Annotated in this window: 23 protein-coding genes; 9 read left to right on the top strand and 14 right to left on the bottom strand. The window is 68.2% G+C overall.

Features of this window, described 5'->3' with window-relative positions; all coding sequences use genetic code 11:
• Window positions 1-34: 34 nt before the first annotated feature.
• On the top strand, window positions 35-268 hold the full coding sequence (locus AC3DE2_RS04715; protein ID WP_295374798.1) for a hypothetical protein: 234 nt from the start codon (window positions 35-37) through the stop codon (window positions 266-268).
• Window positions 269-284: 16 nt separating this feature from the next.
• Here the strand turns inward: AC3DE2_RS04715 and AC3DE2_RS04710 are convergent, their stop codons facing one another.
• A complete protein-coding gene (locus AC3DE2_RS04710; RefSeq protein WP_488425265.1) occupies window positions 285-1,325 on the bottom strand; it encodes an SDR family oxidoreductase in 1,041 nt (346 codons plus the stop codon).
• Between the two features lie 256 nt (window positions 1,326-1,581).
• Between AC3DE2_RS04710 and AC3DE2_RS04705 the strand changes: the two genes are divergently transcribed.
• The 4 genes from AC3DE2_RS04705 (at window position 1,582) to AC3DE2_RS04690 (ending at window position 3,148) form a co-directional block, all read left to right on the top strand.
• Complete coding sequence (locus AC3DE2_RS04705) at window positions 1,582-1,977, top strand: hypothetical protein (protein WP_295374793.1); 396 nt, start codon at window positions 1,582-1,584, stop codon at window positions 1,975-1,977.
• A gap of 29 nt (window positions 1,978-2,006) precedes the next feature.
• Window positions 2,007-2,684 (top strand): UdgX family uracil-DNA binding protein, encoded by a 678-nt coding sequence (locus tag AC3DE2_RS04700; RefSeq protein WP_488425263.1) that lies wholly within the window; start codon window positions 2,007-2,009, stop codon window positions 2,682-2,684.
• A complete protein-coding gene (locus AC3DE2_RS04695; RefSeq protein ID WP_295374789.1) occupies window positions 2,681-2,884 on the top strand; it encodes a hypothetical protein in 204 nt (67 codons plus the stop codon). Before AC3DE2_RS04700 ends, AC3DE2_RS04695 begins: the two co-directional genes overlap by 4 nt.
• Before the next feature lie 84 nt (window positions 2,885-2,968).
• The gene (locus AC3DE2_RS04690; protein WP_295374787.1) at window positions 2,969-3,148 is read left to right on the top strand and encodes a hypothetical protein; all 180 of its coding nucleotides are present in this window, start codon (window positions 2,969-2,971) and stop codon (window positions 3,146-3,148) included.
• A 5-nt stretch (window positions 3,149-3,153) separates the two neighbouring features.
• Here AC3DE2_RS04690 and AC3DE2_RS04685 read toward each other — a convergent pair whose 3' ends face one another.
• The 4 genes from AC3DE2_RS04685 to AC3DE2_RS04670 form a co-directional block, all read right to left on the bottom strand.
• Window positions 3,154-3,711, bottom strand: a complete 558-nt coding sequence (locus AC3DE2_RS04685; protein WP_295374784.1) for a GIY-YIG nuclease family protein — start codon at window positions 3,709-3,711, stop codon at window positions 3,154-3,156.
• A gap of 7 nt (window positions 3,712-3,718) precedes the next feature.
• Entirely contained in the window at window positions 3,719-5,404 is a 1,686-nt protein-coding gene (locus tag AC3DE2_RS04680; RefSeq protein WP_295374781.1) for an ABC1 kinase family protein, read from the bottom strand.
• Window positions 5,405-5,487: 83 nt separating this feature from the next.
• A complete protein-coding gene (locus AC3DE2_RS04675) occupies window positions 5,488-8,292 on the bottom strand; it encodes a PAS domain S-box protein (RefSeq protein WP_295374778.1) in 2,805 nt (934 codons plus the stop codon).
• A 72-nt stretch (window positions 8,293-8,364) separates the two neighbouring features.
• Window positions 8,365-8,607: a hypothetical protein gene (locus AC3DE2_RS04670; protein ID WP_295374775.1), complete on the bottom strand. Its 243-nt coding sequence runs from the start codon at window positions 8,605-8,607 to the stop codon at window positions 8,365-8,367.
• A gap of 155 nt (window positions 8,608-8,762) precedes the next feature.
• On the opposite strand from AC3DE2_RS04670, the gene AC3DE2_RS04665 reads away from it, so the two are divergent.
• Window positions 8,763-8,912, top strand: a complete 150-nt coding sequence (locus tag AC3DE2_RS04665; protein WP_141452787.1) for a DUF3149 domain-containing protein — start codon at window positions 8,763-8,765, stop codon at window positions 8,910-8,912.
• Window positions 8,913-8,982: 70 nt separating this feature from the next.
• Here AC3DE2_RS04665 and AC3DE2_RS04660 read toward each other — a convergent pair whose 3' ends face one another.
• The 8 genes from AC3DE2_RS04660 to AC3DE2_RS04625 form a co-directional block, all read right to left on the bottom strand.
• The gene (locus tag AC3DE2_RS04660) at window positions 8,983-9,582 is read right to left on the bottom strand and encodes a NapC/NirT family cytochrome c (RefSeq protein ID WP_295374768.1); all 600 of its coding nucleotides are present in this window, start codon (window positions 9,580-9,582) and stop codon (window positions 8,983-8,985) included.
• A gap of 3 nt (window positions 9,583-9,585) precedes the next feature.
• Window positions 9,586-10,170 (bottom strand): nitrate reductase cytochrome c-type subunit, encoded by a 585-nt coding sequence (locus tag AC3DE2_RS04655; protein ID WP_488425262.1) that lies wholly within the window; start codon window positions 10,168-10,170, stop codon window positions 9,586-9,588.
• Between the two features lie 10 nt (window positions 10,171-10,180).
• Entirely contained in the window at window positions 10,181-12,673 is a 2,493-nt protein-coding gene (napA, locus tag AC3DE2_RS04650) for a periplasmic nitrate reductase subunit alpha (RefSeq protein WP_488425260.1), read from the bottom strand.
• On the bottom strand, window positions 12,670-12,984 hold the full coding sequence (locus AC3DE2_RS04645) for a chaperone NapD (protein WP_488425259.1): 315 nt from the start codon (window positions 12,982-12,984) through the stop codon (window positions 12,670-12,672). The genes napA and AC3DE2_RS04645 overlap by 4 nt, the downstream gene beginning before the upstream one ends.
• Entirely contained in the window at window positions 12,981-13,520 is a 540-nt protein-coding gene (locus tag AC3DE2_RS04640) for a ferredoxin-type protein NapF (RefSeq protein WP_295374756.1), read from the bottom strand. The genes AC3DE2_RS04645 and AC3DE2_RS04640 overlap by 4 nt, the downstream gene beginning before the upstream one ends.
• A 3-nt stretch (window positions 13,521-13,523) precedes the next feature.
• The gene (gene napE, locus AC3DE2_RS04635; protein WP_295374753.1) at window positions 13,524-13,691 is read right to left on the bottom strand and encodes a periplasmic nitrate reductase, NapE protein; all 168 of its coding nucleotides are present in this window, start codon (window positions 13,689-13,691) and stop codon (window positions 13,524-13,526) included.
• Between the two features lie 73 nt (window positions 13,692-13,764).
• Window positions 13,765-14,322, bottom strand: a complete 558-nt coding sequence (mobA, locus tag AC3DE2_RS04630) for a molybdenum cofactor guanylyltransferase (protein ID WP_488425258.1) — start codon at window positions 14,320-14,322, stop codon at window positions 13,765-13,767.
• 13 nt (window positions 14,323-14,335) lie between these two features.
• Window positions 14,336-15,601, bottom strand: coding sequence for a molybdopterin molybdotransferase MoeA (locus tag AC3DE2_RS04625; RefSeq protein WP_488425256.1), 1,266 nt, complete (start codon window positions 15,599-15,601; stop codon window positions 14,336-14,338).
• A 169-nt stretch (window positions 15,602-15,770) separates the two neighbouring features.
• Here AC3DE2_RS04625 and hemN point away from each other — a divergent pair, with 169 nt between their 5' ends.
• The 3 genes from hemN (at window position 15,771) to AC3DE2_RS04610 (ending at window position 20,428) form a co-directional block, all read left to right on the top strand.
• Window positions 15,771-17,171 carry an oxygen-independent coproporphyrinogen III oxidase gene (gene hemN / locus AC3DE2_RS04620; protein ID WP_295378454.1) on the top strand — a complete coding sequence of 467 codons (1,401 nt, stop codon included), beginning with the start codon at window positions 15,771-15,773 and terminating at the stop codon, window positions 17,169-17,171.
• A gap of 19 nt (window positions 17,172-17,190) precedes the next feature.
• Window positions 17,191-17,946 (top strand): helix-turn-helix domain-containing protein, encoded by a 756-nt coding sequence (locus AC3DE2_RS04615; RefSeq protein WP_295378456.1) that lies wholly within the window; start codon window positions 17,191-17,193, stop codon window positions 17,944-17,946.
• Window positions 17,947-18,154: 208 nt separating this feature from the next.
• On the top strand, window positions 18,155-20,428 hold the full coding sequence (locus AC3DE2_RS04610) for a nitric-oxide reductase large subunit (protein WP_488425255.1): 2,274 nt from the start codon (window positions 18,155-18,157) through the stop codon (window positions 20,426-20,428).
• A 103-nt stretch (window positions 20,429-20,531) separates the two neighbouring features.
• Here the strand turns inward: AC3DE2_RS04610 and AC3DE2_RS04605 are convergent, their stop codons facing one another.
• On the bottom strand, window positions 20,532-20,783 hold the full coding sequence (locus AC3DE2_RS04605; RefSeq protein ID WP_295378460.1) for a hypothetical protein: 252 nt from the start codon (window positions 20,781-20,783) through the stop codon (window positions 20,532-20,534).
• Window positions 20,784-20,880 lie beyond the last annotated feature (97 nt).

Raw genomic sequence — 20,880 nt, 5'->3', positions numbered from 1 at the left:
CCCATTCCCTTCCCGAAACGACGAGAGGTATCCCATGGCCCGCTGCGACGTCTGTGGCAACGATTACGACAAGAGCTTCACCGTCACCCAGCAGGGACGCACCGGCACCTTCGATGCGTTCGAATGCGCCATCCACGCCTTCGCGCCGCGCTGCGCGCATTGCGGCTGCATGGTCATCGGCCACGGGGTCGAGAGCGACGGCACCATCTACTGCTGCGCGCACTGCGCCAAGCAGTCCGGCGAAAGCGGACTGCGGGATCGCGCCTGACGGTTTCGTTGTCCGCCTATCCGTAGGGTCCCCCCATCACCGGCAGCACCGCGCCGTTGATGTAGGAGGCGGTGATCGGCGAGGCCAGGAACACGTAAGCCGGCGACAGTTCCTCGGGCTGGGCCGGGCGTCCCATGTCGCTGTCCTTGCCGAAGGTGGCGACCTTCCCGGCTTCCCGGTCCGCCGGATTGAGCGGCGTCCAGACCGGTCCCGGCGCCACCGCGTTCACGCGGATGCCGCGTGGCAGCAGGTTGCTGGCCAGCGATTTGGTGAAGGCATGGATCGCGCCCTTGGTCGCCGCGTAATCGAGTAGTTCCTTGCTGCCGAACAGGCCGGTTTCCGAGCCGCTGTTGATGATGCAGGCGCCTTCGCGCAGATGCGGCAATGCCGCGCGGGTCATGTTGAAGTAACCGCCGATATTGGTCTGGAGGGTTTCGGCCAGTTGTGCGTCGCTGAGGTCCTCCAGCCGCTTGACGTGCTGCTGGAAGGCCGCATTGTTGACCAGGATGTCGAGCCCGCCGAATGCCTCCAGCGTGCGCGCCACCGCCTGTCCGCAGAAATCCGGATCGCGCACGTCGCCGCTGATCAGCAGGCAGCGGCGCCCTTCCGCCTCGACATGGCGCGCGGTCTCGCGCGCATCCTCGTGTTCGTCCAGGTAGACGATCGCCACGTCCGCGCCTTCCCGCGCGAACAGCACCGCCACCGCCCGGCCGATGCCGGAGTCGCCGCCGGTGATGATCGCGCGGCGCTCCTGCAACTTGCCGCTGCCCCGGTAGTCCCGGGCGAGGAAGCGCGGCGGCACGTCGAGTTCGGACTCGTTGCCCGGCTTGGCCAGGTGCTGGCGGCTCAGCGGCGGCTCCGGCTGCCGGCGGCTGCCGGCCTGCACCGGTTTCTTCTTCGGCGAAGGCGCGCGCGCGTTCTTCTCCATCGCATCGTCCTGCAGTTGCCGCTGGCGCTGCGCCGTCGAGGATGCCTTCCCGGACGGACGGGAAGCGGAAGCGCGCCGATTCCCGGAAGGGGATTTCGTGGTGGTGGATGGCTTGCCGCTGCGTTTCATGTTCACTCCCGGTTACGCCGGCGCAAGATCGAACCTGGCGTTTCAGCTGAACAAGCACGTTAGGGAAACGCTCGTGAGCATGATGCCAAGGCACGCTCTTCACGCGCTTTCCACTTCGAGGGAAATTTTTTCAGGCACATGGAAACGCCTGCGTCCATGCGCTCCGCAACCGCGATCCAGGATGCTGTTTCCAGTCAGTTTGCGATGGCATGTGATCTGCTATGTAACCGCATCCCCCCCAAACAGGATGCATGCCATGACCAAAGCCGTGCCGATGAAGCTTCCTTCGGATTTCACCTGGGTGGAAGCCACATCCGACGATGCATGGACTGGCGCGCGCCTGCTGCTCGATGGCTGCAACGTGCTGGAGATCCATCCCCTGCGCGATGGCTGGCTGGTGAGCGTGCAGTTGCACGACCCGCTCAATCCGCAGGCCAATGTCGCGGTGCGCTCGGTGGCGGCCGGCATGCGCTGGTCCGCCCGCTGGGCGCGCAGCCGGATCGCGCGCCTGCGTGTGTTGGCCGTGGCCGAACGCCGGCGGGTGGCGATGCCGATGGCGCCCATCGCGCCACTGCCGCGCCCTCATCGCGAAGCGCCGGCGGTGGTTTCCCAGGCCGCCCGACCCGCCGTGCATGAGCTGGCCGATGCCTGAGTCGCGTCCGTGGCGCGAGTGCTGAGCCGATGCCGCGCGCCGCGCCGCCGCGGGTGCCGTTGCCCAAGCCGGTGGATACCGTTCCCGCCGGCACGCTGCGCCAACTGCGCCTGCGTGCGGCGGATTGCCGGGCGTGTCCGTTGTGGCGGGACGCGACGCAAACGGTGTTCGGCGCCGGTCCCGCGCGTGCCGCGGTGATGCTCATCGGCGAACAGCCCGGCGACCAGGAAGATCGGCAGGGCGAGCCCTTCGTGGGACCGGCCGGACAACTGCTGCGCGACCTGCTCGCCGAATGCGGCCTGGCCGCCGATGCGGTGTACCTGACCAACACGGTGAAGCACTTCAAGTTCCATCCGCGCGGCAAGCGGCGCCTGCATCAGCGCGCCAACGCCGCCGAACAGGCCGCATGCCGGCCATGGCTGGCGGCGGAGCTGCTGCGGCTGCGCCCGCGCTGGGTGGTCGCGCTCGGCGCGATGGCCGCGCAGACGCTGTTCGGCAACGCATTCCGCCTGACCCGTGAACGCGGCCGCTGGCGCGCGCTCGACGAACGCACCGACGCCATCGCCAGCTGGCACCCTTCCGCCATCCTGCGCATGCGTGGCGAACCACGCGAACACGCGCTGCGCGATCTGCGCCGCGACCTGCGCAAGGTGGCGGCGCGGGTGGCTGGCGATGTACCCCCAACCCCACCGGGAGACGCTCCATGAAACGAAACCCCGATCCACCGTCGCCGCGCGGGAATCCCGAGGGCGACCAGCAGAAGGCGCACACCCCCGACCGCCTGCGCAATGATCGTGCGCGCTGGAAGGACCATGACCAGCCGGATGTCCCGCGCGGCACCGGTCGCCGTGATCCGGAACGCGATTATCCCGATCCGCTGGGGACCGGTGATCGCAACCGACGCTGAATCCGCGCACGCGCACGCGCCGGGTTCACGCCGGTACCACCTGCCCGGTACCACACTGGCGCGGTCCTCCCACCGGAGACCGCCATGAACCGCGATCGCAAGGATCCACCCGCGCCGGAAGAAGACCGCGACGCGCCCGAGACACCGCACCAGGAACGCAAGCGCAAGCATCACGAAAGCGAGAACCAGGACGAGGCGTTGGAGGAGACCTTCCCGGCCAGCGATCCGGTATCGCCGTTCGTCCCGGCCAAGGCGCCGGACTGACCCGTTCAACCGCGCACGTCGCGATACCAGCGCACCACATCCGCCGGCAGCCGGTCCTCCACCCCCAGCGCGAATGCGGCCTGTTCGTCGCAGGCGTCGCGCAGCGAAGGCGCGAGCGGATGCAGCGAGGGATCGATGCCGCTATCGAGCATGGATTGCCAGAGCGCATCGGCCCAGCCGTACAGGGAATCGCTGCCACGCGCCAGCGCCTGGCCCAGCCAGGGCCGGGCCGGATGCAGTGCGAACCCCTGCCTGGCCATCGCTTCCATGTGATCCAGCACGGCGCCGTGCGCGCCACGGAACCATTCGCTGAAACCGCCGGCGGCGCGCACCGACAGCAGCGGCGCCGGCGCATTGTGCGGCTTGAGCGAACGCTTGAGCGCGGTTTCCCACGCCTGCGCCTCGGCGAGGCGATCGGCCTGCAGCAGCCAGGCGCGATCCAGATCGAAGAACTCGAACCAGCGCGGCGCCAGGCTGCGCGCGCGCGCCAGCGGATCCCGGGAGATGCCCAGCTTGATCAGATTCTCGCCGGCACAGGGCAACAGGTACAGGAAAGCGGTCATGGCAACGTCAGCGCGGCGCGCGCTCCTCGCGCGAACGCGCGGTGCGGTCGCGCCGCAGCGCGCTGATCACGATGCCCACGCCCAGCCCCGCCCCCAGCAGGAACAGCAGCAGCGCCACGGTCGGATAACCCCACAGGGTGCTGCGGGTTTCCACCCGCATCATCAGCGAGGACGCGACGATCAGGGCCGCGGTGACCAGCCCGGCGGCGATCCGGTTGGCGATCTTCTGCAGGTTTTCCATCAACCGCGATTCCTCCAGCCCGGCCACCCGCAGCTGCAGCTTGTTCTCGGCAATCAGCGACAGCGCATCGGACAGCTTGCGCGGTCCTTCACGCAACAGGGTCTGGATCTCGATCAACTCGCTGGCGATGTTCGGCGAGGACAGGGACTGCCGCAGCCGCGCCCGGATCACGTGCTGGAGATGCCGCTCGACGATGGCCTTGGGATCCATGTCCGGCGCCAGGTGCCGGCAGACCGCGTCCAGGTTGAGCAACGCCTTGCCCAGCAGGCTCAGCTCCGGTGGCGTGCGCAGGCCGCTGGCGGTGGCCACCCGCACCAGTTCCAGCACCACCCGCCCGGACGAGGTGGTGCGCGCATGCGCGGTGTAGTGGCTGACCAGGTGGCCGACCTCGCGCACGAAGCGCTCCTCGTCATAGTCCTCCAGCCGCGTGCCCATCGCGATGGCCTCGTCCGCGGCCTGCTCGCCGCGGCCGTCGACCGCGGCGAACAGCAGCTTGAGCAGGCAGTCGCGCCGCTTGGGCGGAATGTTGGCGACCATGCCCAGATCGAACACCGCCAGGCGCCCGTCGCGGGTCACCCGCAGGTTGCCCGGGTGGGGATCGGCGTGGATTTCACCGTGCACGAAGATCTGGTCGAGATAGCCGCGCAGCAGCGCCGAGGCCAGTGTGTCCATGGCCTGCTCGGTGCGGCGCACGCCGGGAATCTGATCCACCCGGATACCGTCCACCAGTTCCATCGTCAGCACCCGCCGCCGGCTCAGGTCGGCCACCGGCGCGGGCACCCACAATTCCGGGAACGGCGCCAGGTGCAGGCGGAACCGGACCAGGTTCTCCGCCTCGGCCTGGTAGTCCAGTTCGGCCAGCAGGGTGCGGCTGAATTCCTCCAGCCAATCGGCGAAGCGCACCCGCCGGCCGACATCGGTGAAGCGATCGGCGTTGCGGGCGAAGCCGCGCAGCAGATCCAGATCGCCGAGCAGTTGCTGGGCGATGCCCGGCTTCTGCACCTTCACCGCCACCGGCCTGCCGTCGCGCAACCAGGCCCGGTGCACCTGCGCCAGCGACGCCGAGCCCAGCGGTTTGGCCTCGAAATCGGCGAAGGCATGGCTGAGCCGTACGCCGAGCTCGGCTTCCACCACTTCGCGAACGGCTTCGAACGGCACCGGTTCGACGTGCTCCTGCATGCGCTCGAAGGAACTGGCAAAGGCCGGCGGCACGATGTCGGGGCGGGTGGACAGCATCTGGCCGATCTTCACGAACGCCGGGCCCAGCGCCTCGAGATCCTGCGCCAGTTCCTGCGGCGTGCCTTCGGCCACGGTCAGGTCGGCATCCTCCAGGCTGGTGTCCAGCCCGGAGAACAATCCCGAATTCCGGTAACGGAACAGGAAGCGCAGGATCTGTCCGCGCCGCCTGCCGGCGCCCTGCGAGGATTCCAATGGCTTGGCCTGGGGTTCCATGGGCGGATTCCTTGAACGGGACTCCATTGTCCCGTCGCGATGGCTACGACGGGTGAAAGCCGCCCGGCGCGTCGCCCCGTCGCTCATCCCGTGCCCAGGTACTCGGCCATCAGGCGCCGCAGTGTCGCCACTTCCACCGGCTTGGCCAGGTGCACGTCGAAACCCGCTTCACGCGAACGGCGCTTGTCGTCCTCGTGGGTCCAGCCGCTCAGCGCCACCAGGGTCAGCGGCGCGTCCTTCCGCAATGCGCGCATGCGCGCGGCCGTTTCATAGCCGCTGAGCCCGGGCATGCCCAGGTCCATCAGCACCATTTCCGGCGCAAAGCCGGCGAAACGGGCCAAGGCCGATTCGCCATCGTAGGCGACCGCCACTTCGTGCCCGGCGAACTCCAGATATTCGGCCACCGCGTCGGCGGCGTCGCGATTGTCGTCCACCACCATCAGCCGATGCCGGCTGCCTGTCGTCGTCCGCGGTTCCATCATGTCGTCGTCTCCCGATCCGTCCACGGGGATGAGGGGCAGTTCGACTTCGAACCGGCTGCCCTGCCCGATGCCGTCGCTGTGCGCCGTGACCTTGCCGCCGTGCAGTTCGACGATGCTGCGGACCAGGGTCAGGCCGATGCCCAGGCCGCTGAGCATCTGCTGTTTTTCCTGCCGGATCTGCGCGAACAGATCGAATATCTCGCCGATGCGCTCCGCCGGCATGCCGACGCCGTTGTCGCTCACCGTGACCCGCACCCGCTCACCCACCCGCGTCGATGCCAGCGAGATGCGCCCGGGCGCGTGGGTGAACTTGGCGGCGTTGTTCAGCAGGTTGGAGAACACCTGCGCCAGCCGTACCGGATCCCCGTCCACCCTGCAGCAGGGAGGTGGCGCCAGTTCGATGTCGAGTACGTGCCCGGCCTGTTCTATCCAGGGACGGCTGGTGTCGACGGCGACATTGAGCACCTCGTTGAGATCCAGCGGCTCGCGCCGCAGTTCGATGGTGCCGCGGGTGATCCGCGACACCTCCAGCAGGTCCTCCACCAGGCGCACCATGTGATCGACCTGCCGTTGCATGCGGGTGAGCGAGCGCGCGAACGGCGCGTCGCCCGCTTCCACCAGCAACTCCAGGGTGGTCCGCAGCGGCGCCAGCGGATTGCGCAGCTCGTGGGCCAGGATCGCCAGGAACTCGTCCTTGCGCCGGTTCTGCCCGGCCTGCTGCTCCAGCAATTCGCGCTGGCGCGCCTGCAGTTCCTTGAACTGCTGGATGTCGGTGGTCGTGCCCAGCCATTCGACGATGTGGCCCCGCATGTCCCGCAACGGCCGCGAGCGGGTGGAATGCCAGACGTAGCTGCCGCTTCCGGCATGGCGCACGCGATGCTCCACCGCCATGACTTCGCCTTCGTCCGCCTGCGCACAGGCCTCCAGGGTCGCGGCGCGATCGTCCGGATGGATCGCCTCCAGCCAGCCGCGTCCGACCGCCGCCACCGCATCCTGGCCGGTGAACTGCTCCCATTGCGGGCTGGCCCAGGTCCAGTGGCCGCGATCCGAGGATCGCCACACCAGTTGCGGAATGCCCTCGATGAGGGTGGACAGCCGCCACTCGCTTTCGCGCAGCGCGCTTTCCACCCGCCGGCGCTCGGTGATGTCCTGCGCCACCGAGATGCCGCCGATGACGACGCCATCGCGCCACAGCGGCACCGCGCCGAACACGATCCAGCGTTCCTTGCCATCCAGGTAGATGTGGAAATCCACCGTTGGCGGCACCGTCTCGCCGCGCAGGGCGCGCGAACTCGGGTATTCGGACGGCGACAGCAGGCGGCCGTCGGCATCGTAGGCGCGCCAGCGCGAGCGCGATTCCCGCGAAGGCAGCGTGTCGCCGACCAGTTCCTGCAGGCGCGGATTGATCATCAGGTAGTGCCCTTCGGTGTCGAACAGGCCGATGCCCACCGGCACGTGCTCGATTACCGCCGCCAGTTGGACCTGGCTTTCGCGCACCGCATCGCTGATCCGGCGCCGTTCGCTGATGTCGCTGAAGAGCACGCCGACCTGGTGGCCGATGCCCTCCAATGGAAAGGCATACACCTCGAACCAGCGCCCGCCCAGGCCCACGGCCTGCTTCTCGAATCGCTGGGGCCGCCCGCTGCGGGCGACTTCCCCGTAGACCTCGTACCAGGACGCCTCCAGATCGACGGCCACCTCGCGCATGCTGCGGCCGGTCACTTCGCCCAGGCCGGTATGCCGGGCGAAAGCCGCATTGACCTCGATGAAGCGGTAGTCGTAGGCATGGCCGTCGACGCCGAAGGCGATGTCGATGATGCAGAAGCCCTGGTCGATGGATTCGAACAGTTGCCGGAAGCGCGCCTCGCTGCGCCGCAGTTCCACCGCGATCCGGGTCCGCAGCACCGCTTCCCAGGTGCGATCGCCGACATCCCGCACCAGCGCCTGTTCCTCGGCCGTCCACGCGCGCGGTTCGGCGTGGTGCACGGCCAGGATCGCCTTGAAGTCGCCCTCCCGCACCAGCGGCATGCTGATATGGGCGCGGATGCCGCTGTCGCGGTAGGTTCGCCGCTGCACCTCGTTCAGCCCCGCCAGCGCCTGGGTGTCGGCGCAGCTGAGCGGCTCGCCGCGGCGCATCGACTCGCCGACCGAATCACCGAACGCGTCCAGCCGGTGCTGGCCGCCCAGCGGCGGCAGGCGGCCGCTGGTGTATTCGACCTGCAGCGCGAAACGCTCGCCGGCCCGGTCCATTTCCGCATAACAGACGCGATCCACGCCGAGATGGCGGGCCAGGTGCTCGGCGGCGAAGGCCATCACCTGGCGTGCGTCGCGGATGCGCCGGATGCCGTCCTCCAGCGCCAGCAGAACGGTTTGGCTGCCTGCGTCGGGGCTGTGCGGATCCGGCATGGAACGGTCCCTGTGGCGATCCGCTCCAAGCTGTGGCAAGCGTGGTGAAGGCGATGTCGAGGTCGCTTGCGCTCAGGCGCGTTCGGCCAGGCCCGGCCAGTCCGGATGCCCGCTGGAGTCGTACCACTGCTGGGCGCGGCGCAGCGCCTCGGGTTTGCTGAGGGACGGTTCGGCGTAGAAATACCAGCGCGATCCGGTGGTCTTCTGCAATTGTTCGTGGACCAGCCGGAAGCCGGTCCCGAGATCGGCGCCGACATCGCCCTGCACCAGTTCGGCGTGCTCGGGCGAGATGAGAAGCGAATAGGTACCGGTCATGGGGCGTTCCTCCGGCGCTCCTTATCGCATACCGCCGCCGGATTCCCGTGCACGCGCTCTTCGCGCGGCGCATCGACCGGGCGCCATTGATTCAAGTCAATGCCGCGCCCCGCCGCCGCGCTAACCTGCCCCCAGTCCATCCAGGGAAACGCCACATGCATCCGATCCTTCGCGAAATCCTGCTGGAGCCGGTCGGCTGGCTGGCCATCGGCGGCAGCCTCGTCATGTTCGGCATCGGCATCTGGGTCAGCCTGTTCCTGCGCAAGAAGATGCGCGAGGAAGAGCGCCGCCGCGGCGGCAAGTGAACCGCGCGAACACGCACGGCTCGGCGGGGCTCCAGGCAGGGTTTTGGGGAAGCCGCAGCGGCTGGGGAGTTCAGCCCTGCGGCACTCCGGTCATGTCCGGAAGATGGTGGGCCACGCCCTTGTGGCAATCGATGCAGGTCTTCTTTCGCGTGCCCAGCCACAGCTTGTGGGTCTGGGCCGCCCGCGATCCCTGCCGGGTCAGATCCATCGACGAGTAGTCATGGCAGTTCCGGCATTCCAGCGAATCGTTGGCCTTCAGCCGGTCCCACTCGTGCATCGCCAGCTCCAGCCGGTGATCGAGGAACTTCTCGCGGGTGTCGATGGTGCCGAACACCTTGCCCCAGACTTCCTTCGAGGCCTGCATCTTGCGGGCGATCTTGTTGGTCCAGTTGTGCGGCACGTGGCAGTCCGGGCAGGTCGCGCGCACGCCGGAGCGATTGCTGTAGTGGATGGTCGTCTTCAGTTCCTGGAAGACGTTGTCGCGCATCTCATGGCAGCCGGTGCAGAAGGTCTCGGTGTTGGTGGCCTCCAGCGCGGTGTTGAAGCCGCCCCAGAACACGATGCCGGCGACGAAACCGGCCACGGTCAGGAACCCCAGGCTGTAATGCCGGCTCGGTGAGCGCAGGGTGCGCCAAATGGGCAGCAGGCGATGCTTGATCCGTTCCCACATGGCTCATTCGCTCCCCTGCGTGGCCGGCGCGGCGGGCGTGGCCGGAGTGGTCGCGATCACGCTGTCGATGTCCTGGAAGTTGTTCGCCACCAGCGGCTTGGCGTCGGTCTGGACCACGTGGCACTGGTTGCAGAAGTAGCGGCGCGGCGAGATGGTCGCCAGGAACTGGTCGTCCCGATCCATGTAGTGGGTCACGCTTACCGGTGGCGCCTGGAAGGTGGCGGCGTTGGCGCGGGCGTGGCACAGCATGCAGCGGTTGCTGTTCTTGTCGACCTGGTAGCCGTCGATCGCGTGCGGGATGGTCGGCGGCTGCATCGGATACGCGCGCACCCGCTTGATGTCGGCATTCTCGACCCGCGCCATCGGCGGCGGTGCGCCTTCCTGGTCGATCGGCACGCCGCGGCGGATGGCATCGATCTGGCCACCGGGCAACGGCGCATCGATGCCCGGGCCGGCCACGCCGGCCGATGCGGTCGCCACCGGCGCTTCGGCGGCGCGGTGGCGGCCGAACATCCAGCCGGCCGCGAACACCAGCACCGCCAGGACCACCGTCAATCCCAGGGCAATCAGCAATGGCTTGTTGCGCATGGCGAATCTCCTAGACGGCCAGCACCTTGACGGCGCACTTCTTGTAGTCGGTCTGCTTGGAAATCGGATCGGTCGCGTCCAGGGTGACCTTGTTGATCAACTGGCCGGCGTCGAACCACGGCACGAAGATGACGCCGGGCGGCATCCGGTTGCGCCCGCGCGTTTCCACCCGCGACAGCATCTCGCCGCGCCGCGACACCACCTTCACCTCGTCGCCGCGCTTGAGCCCGCGCTCGCGCGCATCGTCGGGATTCATGAACACCACCGCGGCCGGGAAGCTGCGGTACAGCTCGGGCACGCGCATGGTCATCGAACCGGAGTGCCAGTGTTCCAGCACGCGGCCGGTGACCAGCCACAGGTTGTAGTCCTCGTCCGGCGATTCGGCCGGCGGCTCGTAGGGCAAGGCCCAGATCACCGCCTTGCCGTCCGGATTGCCGTAGAACTGGAAGCCGGTGCCGGCCTTGACGTAGGGATCGGCGCCCTCGCGGTAGCGCCAGCGGGTCTCCTTGCCGTCGACCACCGGCCAGCGCAGGCCGCGCGCCTTGTGGTAGGCGTCGAACGGAGCCAGATCGTGGCCATGGCCGCGCCCGAACGCGGCGTACTCCTCGAACAGGCCCTTCTGCACGTAGAAGCTGAAAGCGGCTGATTCGTCGTTGGCGTAGCCCGCCTCGATGTCGGTGATGGGGAAGCGATCGACATTGCCGTTGCGGTACAGCACGTCGAACAGGGTCTTGCCCTTGAACTGCGGGTTGGCCGCCAGCAGTTCGGCCGGCCAGCACTCGTCGGTGGTGAAGCGCTTGGAGAACTCCATCAGCTGCCACAGGTCCGAACGCGCCTGCCCCGGCGCCTTCACCAACTGGTGCCAGAACTGGGTGCGGCGCTCGGCATTGCCGTAGGCGCCCTCCTTCTCCACCCACATCGCCGCCGGCAGGATCAGGTCCGCCGCCTGCGCGGTGACGGTGGGATACGCGTCGGAGACGACGATGAAATTCTGCGGATTGCGGTAGCCGGGCCAGGTCTCCTCGCGCAGGTTGGCCGCCGCCTGCATGTTGTTGTTGACCATCACCCAATAGGCGTTGAGCTTGCCGTCCTTCAGGGCCCGGTTCTGTTCGACCGCGTGGTAGCCGGGCTTGGGCTTGATGGTGCCGTGCGGGACCTTCCAGATTTCCTCGGCATGCCTGCGGTGCTCGGGATTGGTCACCACCATGTCCGCCGGCAGGCGGTGGCTGAAGGTGCCGACCTCGCGCGCGGTGCCGCAGGCCGACGGCTGGCCGGTCAGCGAGAACGGGCTGTTGCCCGGGGTGGCGATCTTGCCGGTCAGCAGGTGCAGGTTGTAGACCATGTTGTTGGCCCACACGCCGCGGGTGTGCTGGTTGAAGCCCATGGTCCAGAACGAGGTGACCTTGATCTTCGGATCCGCGTACAACTCGGCCAGGTGTTCCAGCCAGCCGCGCTCGACCCCGGTCATCTCCACCGCCTTGTCCAGCGTGTACGGCGCGACGAAGCGGGCAAACGCCTCGAAATCGATGGCCTCGCCGCCGTTCGGGTCCTTGGCGTTCTTCGCCTTGACCTCCAGCGGGTTGTCCGGGCGCAGGCCGTAACCGATGTCGTCGTTGCCGCGCTTGAACGTGGTGTGCTTGTTGACGAAGTCCTTGTTGACCTTGCCGGTGCGGATGATGTGGTTGGCGATGTAGTTCAGGATGACCAGATCGGTCTGCGGCTTGAACACGATCGGGATGTCGGCCAGCTCGAAACTGCGGTGCTCGAAGGTCGACAGCACCGCCACCTTCACGTGCGGATGCGACAGCCGGCGATCGGTCACCCGGGTCCACAGGATCGGATGCATCTCGGCCATGTTCGAGCCCCACAGCACGAACGCGTCGGCGGCCTCGATGTCGTCGTAGCAACCCATCGGCTCGTCCATGCCGAAGGTGCGCATGAAACCCATCACCGCCGAGGCCATGCAATGCCGCGCGTTGGGGTCGATGTGGTTGCTGCGGAATCCCGCCTTCCACAGCTTGTTGGCCGCATAGCCCTCGAAGATGGTCCATTGCCCGGAACCGAACATGCCGACCGCGTCGGAGCCCTTTTCCTTGAGCACGCGCTTGAACTGCGCGGCCATCACGTCGAAAGCCTCGTCCCAGCCGACCTGTTCGAACTCGCCGTCCTTGGCGTAGACACCGTTCTTCTTGCGCAGCAGCGGCATGGTCAGGCGGTCCTGGCCGTACAGGATCTTGGACAGGAAGTAGCCCTTGACGCAGTTGATGCCGCGATTGACCTCGGCGTGGACGTCGCCATGGGTGGCCACCACCCGGCCGTTCTTGACCGCCACGTTGACGCCGCAACCGGTACCGCAGTAGCGGCACGGCGCCTTGTCCCACTTCAGGGTGGTCAGGTCGCCCTCGGTCACCAGGTTGCTGCCGCCGCCGGACAGCGGCAGGCCCGCGGCCGCGGCGGCGGTGGCGACGGCGCTGTTGCGGATGAATTCCCGGCGAGTGCTCATGACTGGACTCCGGCAAGGTTCGAATCGGAACGGGCGCCCACCTCGGCCTCCAGTGCTTGGCGCGGTTCGGCATGGTGGTACACCAGCAATACATTGAGCACGCCGGGCACCGCGCGCAGCTGATCGACGCGATCCATCACCGCGTAGCGGTCGGCGGATTCGCACAGCACCACGCTGCGGGTTTCGCCCGGAATGGCGAGCTCGAGTTCGGCGTGTTCGCCGATCGCGGCCGTCAGCGCCGGCATGGCGTCCTGCCGATGCTGGATCACGAAGCTGGCGATATGCAGTTCGTCGTCGCCGGGCTTGCTCATGCGACGCTCTCCTGGGGAAGGTGCAGGTGGATGGCCCCGGTCGGACACACCGCCACGCAGGCGCCGCAGCCGCTGCAGGCCTCCGCGTCGACGCGCGCGCCACCGCGCGCGGCCGGCGGAATCAGGATGGCGGATTGCGGGCAGGCGTCGCGGCAGCTTGCGCAGACCACGCCGCGGGCGGCCAGGCAGGCATCGCCCACGGCGGCGAGATAGGCCCACGGCGCGCCCTCCTCGCGGTCGCGCAGCGCGCCGGGCGCGCAGGCATCGACGCAGGCGTGGCAGAACGTGCATTCGCCGCGCTCGGGCTCGAACACCGCCTTGCCCTTGCGCAGCACCAGGACCTGCTCGGGGCAGGCATCGACGCAGGCCACGCATCCGGTGCAGGCAGCCGTGAACGCGCCGCCGGGCAACGCCCACGGCGGCCGCAGTACCGGCGGGGCGGGCGACGGGCCGGGGATCGGCGAAGCGCCGGCGCGATCCGTCGCGGACTGGCCGAACAGGAGCGCGCGTCGGGAAATCGTCCGTGCGGAACCCATGGCTCAAGGCCCCGACGGCGGGCCGGCGAACATCTGGTAGATCCAGACCAGGAACCCGTAACCGGCGACGACCAGGACCGCGGTCAGCGGAAAAACGACCACGGTCAGCAACAGGAAGGCAAGGCGCTCGCGGGCCTTGCTTGCGACGTCCTGGCGGGGTGGATGCTCCATGATGCTCACCTGGCGGTTGATGGCTGGGCGAACTGCGCAGCGAGCCTAGCACAAACCTTTACATGCGAACGTGTCAGCGGTCGGTGCCCGCGTTCAAGGCCTCCCACTCCGCCGGCGTGTTGCAGTTGGCCAACTGCGCCCGCCTTCCGTCCGTCGCGATCAACACGCCATCGAGGGCTTCATGGATCGCGCGCAGCGAACGCCGCGGCGCCGGTGCGTCCACCATCGCCGCCAGTGCCGTCCGGCTGCGCGGTCCCAGCACGATCCGCATCGGCAGTGGATGGCCGGCGAAAATCGCGCAGTCGGCGCGTGCGCCCGCCAGCCTGCCCAGCATCGCGACGTCCAGCAGCGGCATGTCCACCGGCACCAGCAGCCACACGCCATCGGCGAGCTTCGGCGCGAGTTGCGCGAACGCGGCGGCGGGACCGCCATCGCCGATCGGATCCGGGATGGCATCGGGGTCCGGATAGGCGCCGCTGATCACCACCCGCGTCGCGCCGGCCTCGCGCAGGCGCACGCGCATGTGATCCAGCAGCGTGCGTCCGTGCCATGGCAGCATCGCCTTGTCCCGGCCCATGCGCGAGGATCGCCCGCCGGCCAGCACGACACCACTCCAGGAAGGAATCGTCACGCCCATGCGCGGCTCATCCGTCCAGGCGCCAGGGCCACGCATCGAGGTGCCCGTGCGGATACACCTCCACGCGATCTCCCGCGGCCAGGTTGCCGTTTCCGGCCTCCGCCGGCGGCAACACCAGCCACGCGTGCGATGCCAGGAAGGGTTGCAGGCGGAAGGATTCCTGCCGTGGCAATGGCCGCACCCCCAGTTGTCCGCCCGCATCGCAGGCCAGGCGGGCGTGCAGATGGGTGCGCAGCCCCGGGCGCCGCCAGGCCGGTTCGGCCAACGGCAGCCGCAGCGGTTGTTCCGCGGGCATGCCCAGCATCGCGCGCAGCACCGGTTCGACGAAAAAGCGCAGGCCCACCGCGCACGACGCCGGATTTCCGGGCAGGCCGACATGCAGACTGCCCTCCGCCAGCCTCGCGGCCAGCAACGGCTTGCCAGGGCGGATGCCAACCCCGTGGAACAGGACCTCGGCGCCGCGCGCCCGCAGGCTCGCGGGAACGAAATCGAAACGTCCTTTCGATACCGCGCCGGTGCTGATCACCAGATCCACATCGCGTTCCCGGATTCGATCGAGCGCGGCGGCGAATGCGGCCGGTTCGTCCGCCACGCGTTCCTCGACGATCACTTCGGCGCCGGCCGCGCGCAGGCGCAGGCGCAGGAACGGCGTATTGCTGTCATGGATGCGGGGGCCTTCCGCGATGTCGCCATCATCAACCAGTTCCCGGCCGGTCGCGATGAGTGCCACGCGTGGCCGCCGCGCCACCGCCACGCGGGCAACTCCCAGTGCGGCCAGCAGCATGACATGGGCGGATGTCGCCCTTTCGGACGCCGCCATCACCCGCTCGCCCTCGCCGACATCCTCGCCCCGGCGGCGGACGTTGGCGCCGGGCGCGGGGACTTCGCGCAGCCGAATCTGGCTCGGGATCGCCTGTGCGTCCTCGCCAGCGAGGATCTCCACGCGCTCCACCGGGACCACCGTGTCCATGCCCGCCGGCAACGCCGCGCCGGTCATGATTTCCCACGCGCCCCCGCCCGCCGCGCCGGCCCGCATGCCCGCGGCGACCGAACCGCACACGGACAACGCCTGCCCGGGCGCGAAGGGTGCGCGCCCCCGCAGGGCCAATGCGAATCCGTCCATCGCCGCGTTGTCGAACCGGGGCAACGCCACCGGACTGACGACATCCGCGGCCAGTACCCGATCGACGGCATCGGCGGATGCCACCGTTTCGCTTTCCCGCCTCGCCACCCCTTCCAGCAGCAGGGCCAGGGCCTGTTCGTATCCGATCACGCATGCTCCCGGAAAAGACTTCCACCCCGGGGCTCCGGCGGCCAGCGAGGCCAACGGGAATCCGCGGGTGCGGACGCCGCATCCTCACATAGCTGAAGCCTTCCGGCCAACTGGCGCGGGGTTGATTCAGGTCAAGGCAACGGCCATCGCCACTGACTAGCCTTTGTCCATGCCAGCCCTTTCCGCCCTCTTCGACCCCGAACTGCTCCGCCGCTATGACAAGCCGGGGCCGCGCTACACCTCCTATCCGACCGCGCCGCAATTCTCGGCGCAGTTCCAGGAGACCGAGCTCCGCGAGGTGGCGGCGATCACCAATGGCGACCCGATTCCGCGCCCGCTGTCGCTGTACCTGCACATCCCGTTCTGCACCAGCCCGTGCTTCTACTGCGGCTGCAATCGCATCATCACCCGCGAGAAGGCGCGCGGCGACGCCTACCTGACCCGGCTGTACCGCGAAATCGCGCTGGTCTCGCCGCTGTTCGATCGCGACCGCGACGTCAACCAGGTGCACTTCGGCGGCGGCACGCCCAACTTTCTGTCGCCCGACCAGATCACCGAGGTCGTCGACGTCCTGCGCCGCCATTTTTCGTTCGCTTCGGGCACGGGCTTCGACTGCTCGATCGAACTGGATCCGCGCTTCATCAGCCCGGACGAGGTCGGTCAACTGGCCCGCGCCGGCTTCAACCGCGCCAGCCTGGGCGTGCAGGACTTCGACCCCGACGTGCAGCAGGCGGTCAACCGCGTGCAGGGCGTCGACGACACCCTGGCGATCATCGACGCCTGCCGCACCCACGGCATGCGCTCGGTGAATGTCGATCTGATCTACGGCCTGCCCCGGCAGACCCTGGCCGGGTTCTCCCGCACCCTCGACATCACCCTGAAGGCGCGCCCGGACCGGCTGGCGATCTACAGCTATGCACACCTGCCGGCGCTGTTCCGCCCGCAGCAGCGCATCAACGCCGAGGAGCTGCCCTCCCCCGAACAGAAGCTGGACCTGCTGCGTTGCGCGATCGACAAGCTGGGCGAAGCCGGCTACGTCTACATCGGCATGGATCACTTCGCCCTGCCCGGCGACGATCTGGCGCAGGCGCAGCAGCGCGGCGACCTGCACCGCAATTTCATGGGCTATTCGACCCACGCCGAGAGCGACCTGATCGGCCTGGGCGTGAGCGCGATCAGCCACGTGGGCGCCAGCTTCAGCCAGAACCCGCGCGACATCGGCAGCTGGGAACAGGCGATCGACAGCGGCCGCCTGCCGGTCTGGCGCGGCATGCGCCTGGACGAGGACGATCTGCTTCGCGCGGACGTGATCCAGCAGCTGATGTGCCACGGGCGGATCGATTTCGACGCGGTCGAACGCCGCCACGTCATCGACTTCCGCGATTATTTCGCCGACGCCCTGGCCCGCCTGGAGCCGTTGCAGGTCGACGGGCTGGTCGAGGTCGGTCCCCGGGAAGTGTGCGCCACCTCGCGTGGACGCCTGCTGTTGCGTATCATCGCCATGTGCTTCGACCGATACCTGCCCGCCGCCGCGGACACCGCGACCACGCGGTTCTCGCGAACCATCTGACCTCATCCGGGGCGTCCGCATGAGCTCGCCGGTCGTTTTCCCACGCACCGACGCCACCATCCTCTCCGACGACGGCGATTCGCTGACGTTCTGTTCCACCTGCGCGTTCTCCCAGGCCTGCCTCAGCGAGGGCATGGACAAGCGTGCGCTGATGGATCTGCATGTCCTGGTGGAGCATGTCGGCCCGCTGCAACCGGGCGAACACGTATTCCGCGAAGGCGACAGTTTCAGCGCCATCGCCGCGGTACGCGCCGGCACGGTCAAGACCTACCAGGTGGATCGCGATGGCCACGAGCAGGTCCTGGGCTTCCACCTGCCCGGCGAGGTGATCGGTCTCAACGCCATCCACGGCGATCGCTATCCTTGCAACGCGGTGGCGCTGGACACGGTGATGCTGTGCCGGTTCTCGTTTCCCAAGATCGCCCTGCTCGCCACCCGCCTGCCCAACCTGCAGCAGCACCTGTTCCGGCTGATGAGCCATGACATCGGCGTGGCCTCGCTGTTCGCCCGCGACAACAGCGCCGACGAGCGCATGGCCGCGTTTCTCATCGGCCTGTCGCGGCGGCTGGCCGCGCGCGGTTATTCCTCGCGCCGCTTCCAGCTGACCATGTCGCGCACCGATATCGCCAATTACCTGCGCCAGGCGCCGGAAACGGTGAGCCGGGTGCTGCGCCGCTTCGAGCGCGAAGGGCTGGTCCACATCAAGCAGCGCGACGTCGAGATCCTCGACATGGATCGCCTGCACGCACTCGCCGCCACGGTGCTGCGCGACTGATGCCGGCCGCGGCGCGAGCCGCATGCCCGGAAAGAAGTCGGCTGGCAGCGCGATGGACGGAAGGCGCCTGCCGAAAGCCGCGGCCTGCAATGCCCGTCCGCATCCAACCCACACGCGCGCACGCGAATGAACATCGGCTTGACGTAGGTCATGGAGGGGATCCGGACGCGGGCGGAACATGCCTGCGGTTCCCACGGAGTCCCGCATCATGAATTCCACACGCAAGCTGTGGGCAGGGTTGGCCGCCCTGCTCATCGCCTCGTTCGCCGTCCTGCTCTGGGTCGGCAGCGAGGTCCACCGACAGGCGCCACCCCTGCCCGAACAGGTGGTCGATGCCGATGGCCAGGTTCTCTACACCCGCCAGGACATCGAGACCGGCCGCCAGGTCTGGCAGTCCATCGGCGGCCAGCAACTGGGCTCCATCTGGGGCCACGGCGGCTACGTCGCTCCCGACTGGGGCGCGGACTGGCTGCATCGCGAAGCCGAAGCCATCCTCGACATCTGGGCCAAGCGCGAAGCCGGCGTCGCCAGCTACAAGGACCTGGACGCGCCCACCCAGGCCGCTTACGCCAAGCGCGTGCAGGCGCTGATGCGTCCGAACACCTACGACGCCGCCAACGGCACGGTGAAGGTGGACGCGGATCGCGCGGCCGCCATCCGCACCGTCGCCGCGCACTACGAGCAGTTGTTCGGCAAGGACCCGGCGATGGCCAATCTGCGCGAGGCCTACGCCATGCGCAACGACACCGTGCCCGACGCCGGCCATCGCCATCAGCTCACCGGGTTCTACTGGTGGGCCGCCTGGTCGTCGGTGACCCTGCGCCCGGGCGCCGAGATCACCTACACCGCCAACTGGCCGGCCGACGAACTGGTCGGTAACACACCGCCGCCCAGCGCGTTCCTGTGGACGGTGTTCAGCGTGCTGTTCCTGATCGCCGGTGTGGCCCTGCTCGGCTGGCACTATGCGGTCAACCACGGCGACGAACTGGCGCACGTGCTGCCCAAGCGGGATCCGCTGGCCGACATCAAGATCACCCCGTCGATGCGCGCCACCGCCAAGTATTTCTGGGTGGTGATCGCGTTGTTCCTGGTCCAGATCCTGCTCGGCGCGATCACCGCGCACTACCAGGTCGAAGGCCAGGAAGCCTACGGTTTCGCCCTGGCCGACGTGCTGCCCTACTCGCTCACCCGCACCTGGCATACCCAGTTGGCGGTGCTGTGGATCGCCACCGCCTGGCTGGGCATGGGCCTGTACATCGGTCCGGCGATTTCCGGGCATGAGCCGAAGTTCCAGCGCCTGGGCGTGAACCTGCTATGGGTCTGCCTCTTGATCATCGTGGTGGGCGCATTCACCGGCCAGTGGTTCGCGGTGATGCAGAAGCTTGGCCTGAAGCACAACTTCTGGTTCGGTCACCAGGGCTGGGAGTACGTCGATCTCGGCCGGTTCTGGCAGTGGTTCCTGTTCATCGGCCTGGCCCTGTGGCTGGTGCTGGTGGGCCGCGCCCTGTGGCCGGCGATGCGCAACGGCGGCGATTCGCGCTCCATCGTCTCCCTGCTGTTCCTGTCCACCGTGGCCATCGGCGTGTTCTACGCGGCCGGCCTGATGTGGGGCGAACACACGCACCTGTCGATGGTCGAATATTGGCGCTGGTGGGTCGTGCACCTGTGGGTGGAAGGCTTCTTCGAGGTGTTCGCGGTGGCGGTCATCGCCTTCCTGTTCACCCGCCTGGGCCTGCTGCAGGTCAAGTCGGCCACGGTGGCGGTGCTGTTCGCGACCATCGTGTTCATGGCCGGCGGCGTGCTCGGCACCCTGCACCATCTGTACTTCACCGGTACCCCGACCGCGGTCATCGCCATCGGCGCCAGCTTCTCGGCGCTGGAAGTGGTGCCGCTGGCCTACGTCGGCTTCGAGGCGTACCACAGCTACCGGATGGGCAAGGCCACGCCGTGGATGCAGCGTTATCGCTGGCCGATCCTGTTCTTCATCGCGGTCGCGTTCTGGAACCTCGTCGGCGCCGGCCTGTTCGGCTTCCTGATCAACCCGCCGCTGCCGCTGTACTACATGCAGGGCCTGAACCTGACGCCGACCCACGGCCACACCGCGCTGTTCGGCGTGTACGGCATGCTCGGCATCGGCCTGATGCTGTTCTGCCTGCGCGGCCTCAAGCCGGAAGTGCAGTGGAACGAGAAGGTGCTGAAGACCGCGTTCTGGTCGCTCAACATCGGTCTGGCGGGCATGGCCGCGCTCACCCTGCTGCCATTGGGCATCCTGCAGTTGAACGCCGCGCTCAAGCACGGTTACTGGTATGCCCGCTCGGCCGAGTTCATGCAGCAGCCGATCGTGGACATGCTGGTGTGGATGCGTGTTCCGGCCGACACGCTGTTCAGCGTCGGCGCGGTCGCCCTGGCCTGGTTCGTGTTCCGCCTGTGGGTGGCGCCGCGCCGGGAGGCACTGCCGGCGGCGGTGCCGGCGGAGGGCTGACTCACGGCGGTTTCCAAGCGCAATGAAAAAGAGCCGCGAAAGCGGCTCTTTTTTGTTCGCGCATCCGGTGCGACGCGCGGAGGACGGGGACGCGGACGGGGATTCAGCCCGAACAGCCGCACCCGCCGCAGCCGCAACCACCCCGGCGCGCCTCTTGCGGGACGTCCTCGACCTGCTCGCCGACGATGGAAAGGATCTCGCGCACGCGCTCGGGCGAGAGCGTGGTCAGGATCGCCAGGCGCCCGCTGGCGGACTCGAACTGGACCTCCGCATCGGGATCCCATTCGCGCAGGGCGTGGGTCATGGCGCGGGTGCGCTGCTGGAATGGCTCGTCAGTGGGTTCGGGAGTGGACATCGGTTTTTCCTTGCAATGTGTGGGCCGGGGCGAGCGCCCCGGTGTCGGCAAGGTAAGCAGCGCCGGCGAGCCCGGCATTGACCCGCATCAAGCCGCG

Source organism: Pseudoxanthomonas sp. 68-E7 (assembly GCF_057773145.1).
The sequence above is the reverse complement of the archived record's forward strand: the minus strand, read 5'-3'. Positions and strand labels throughout refer to the sequence as shown.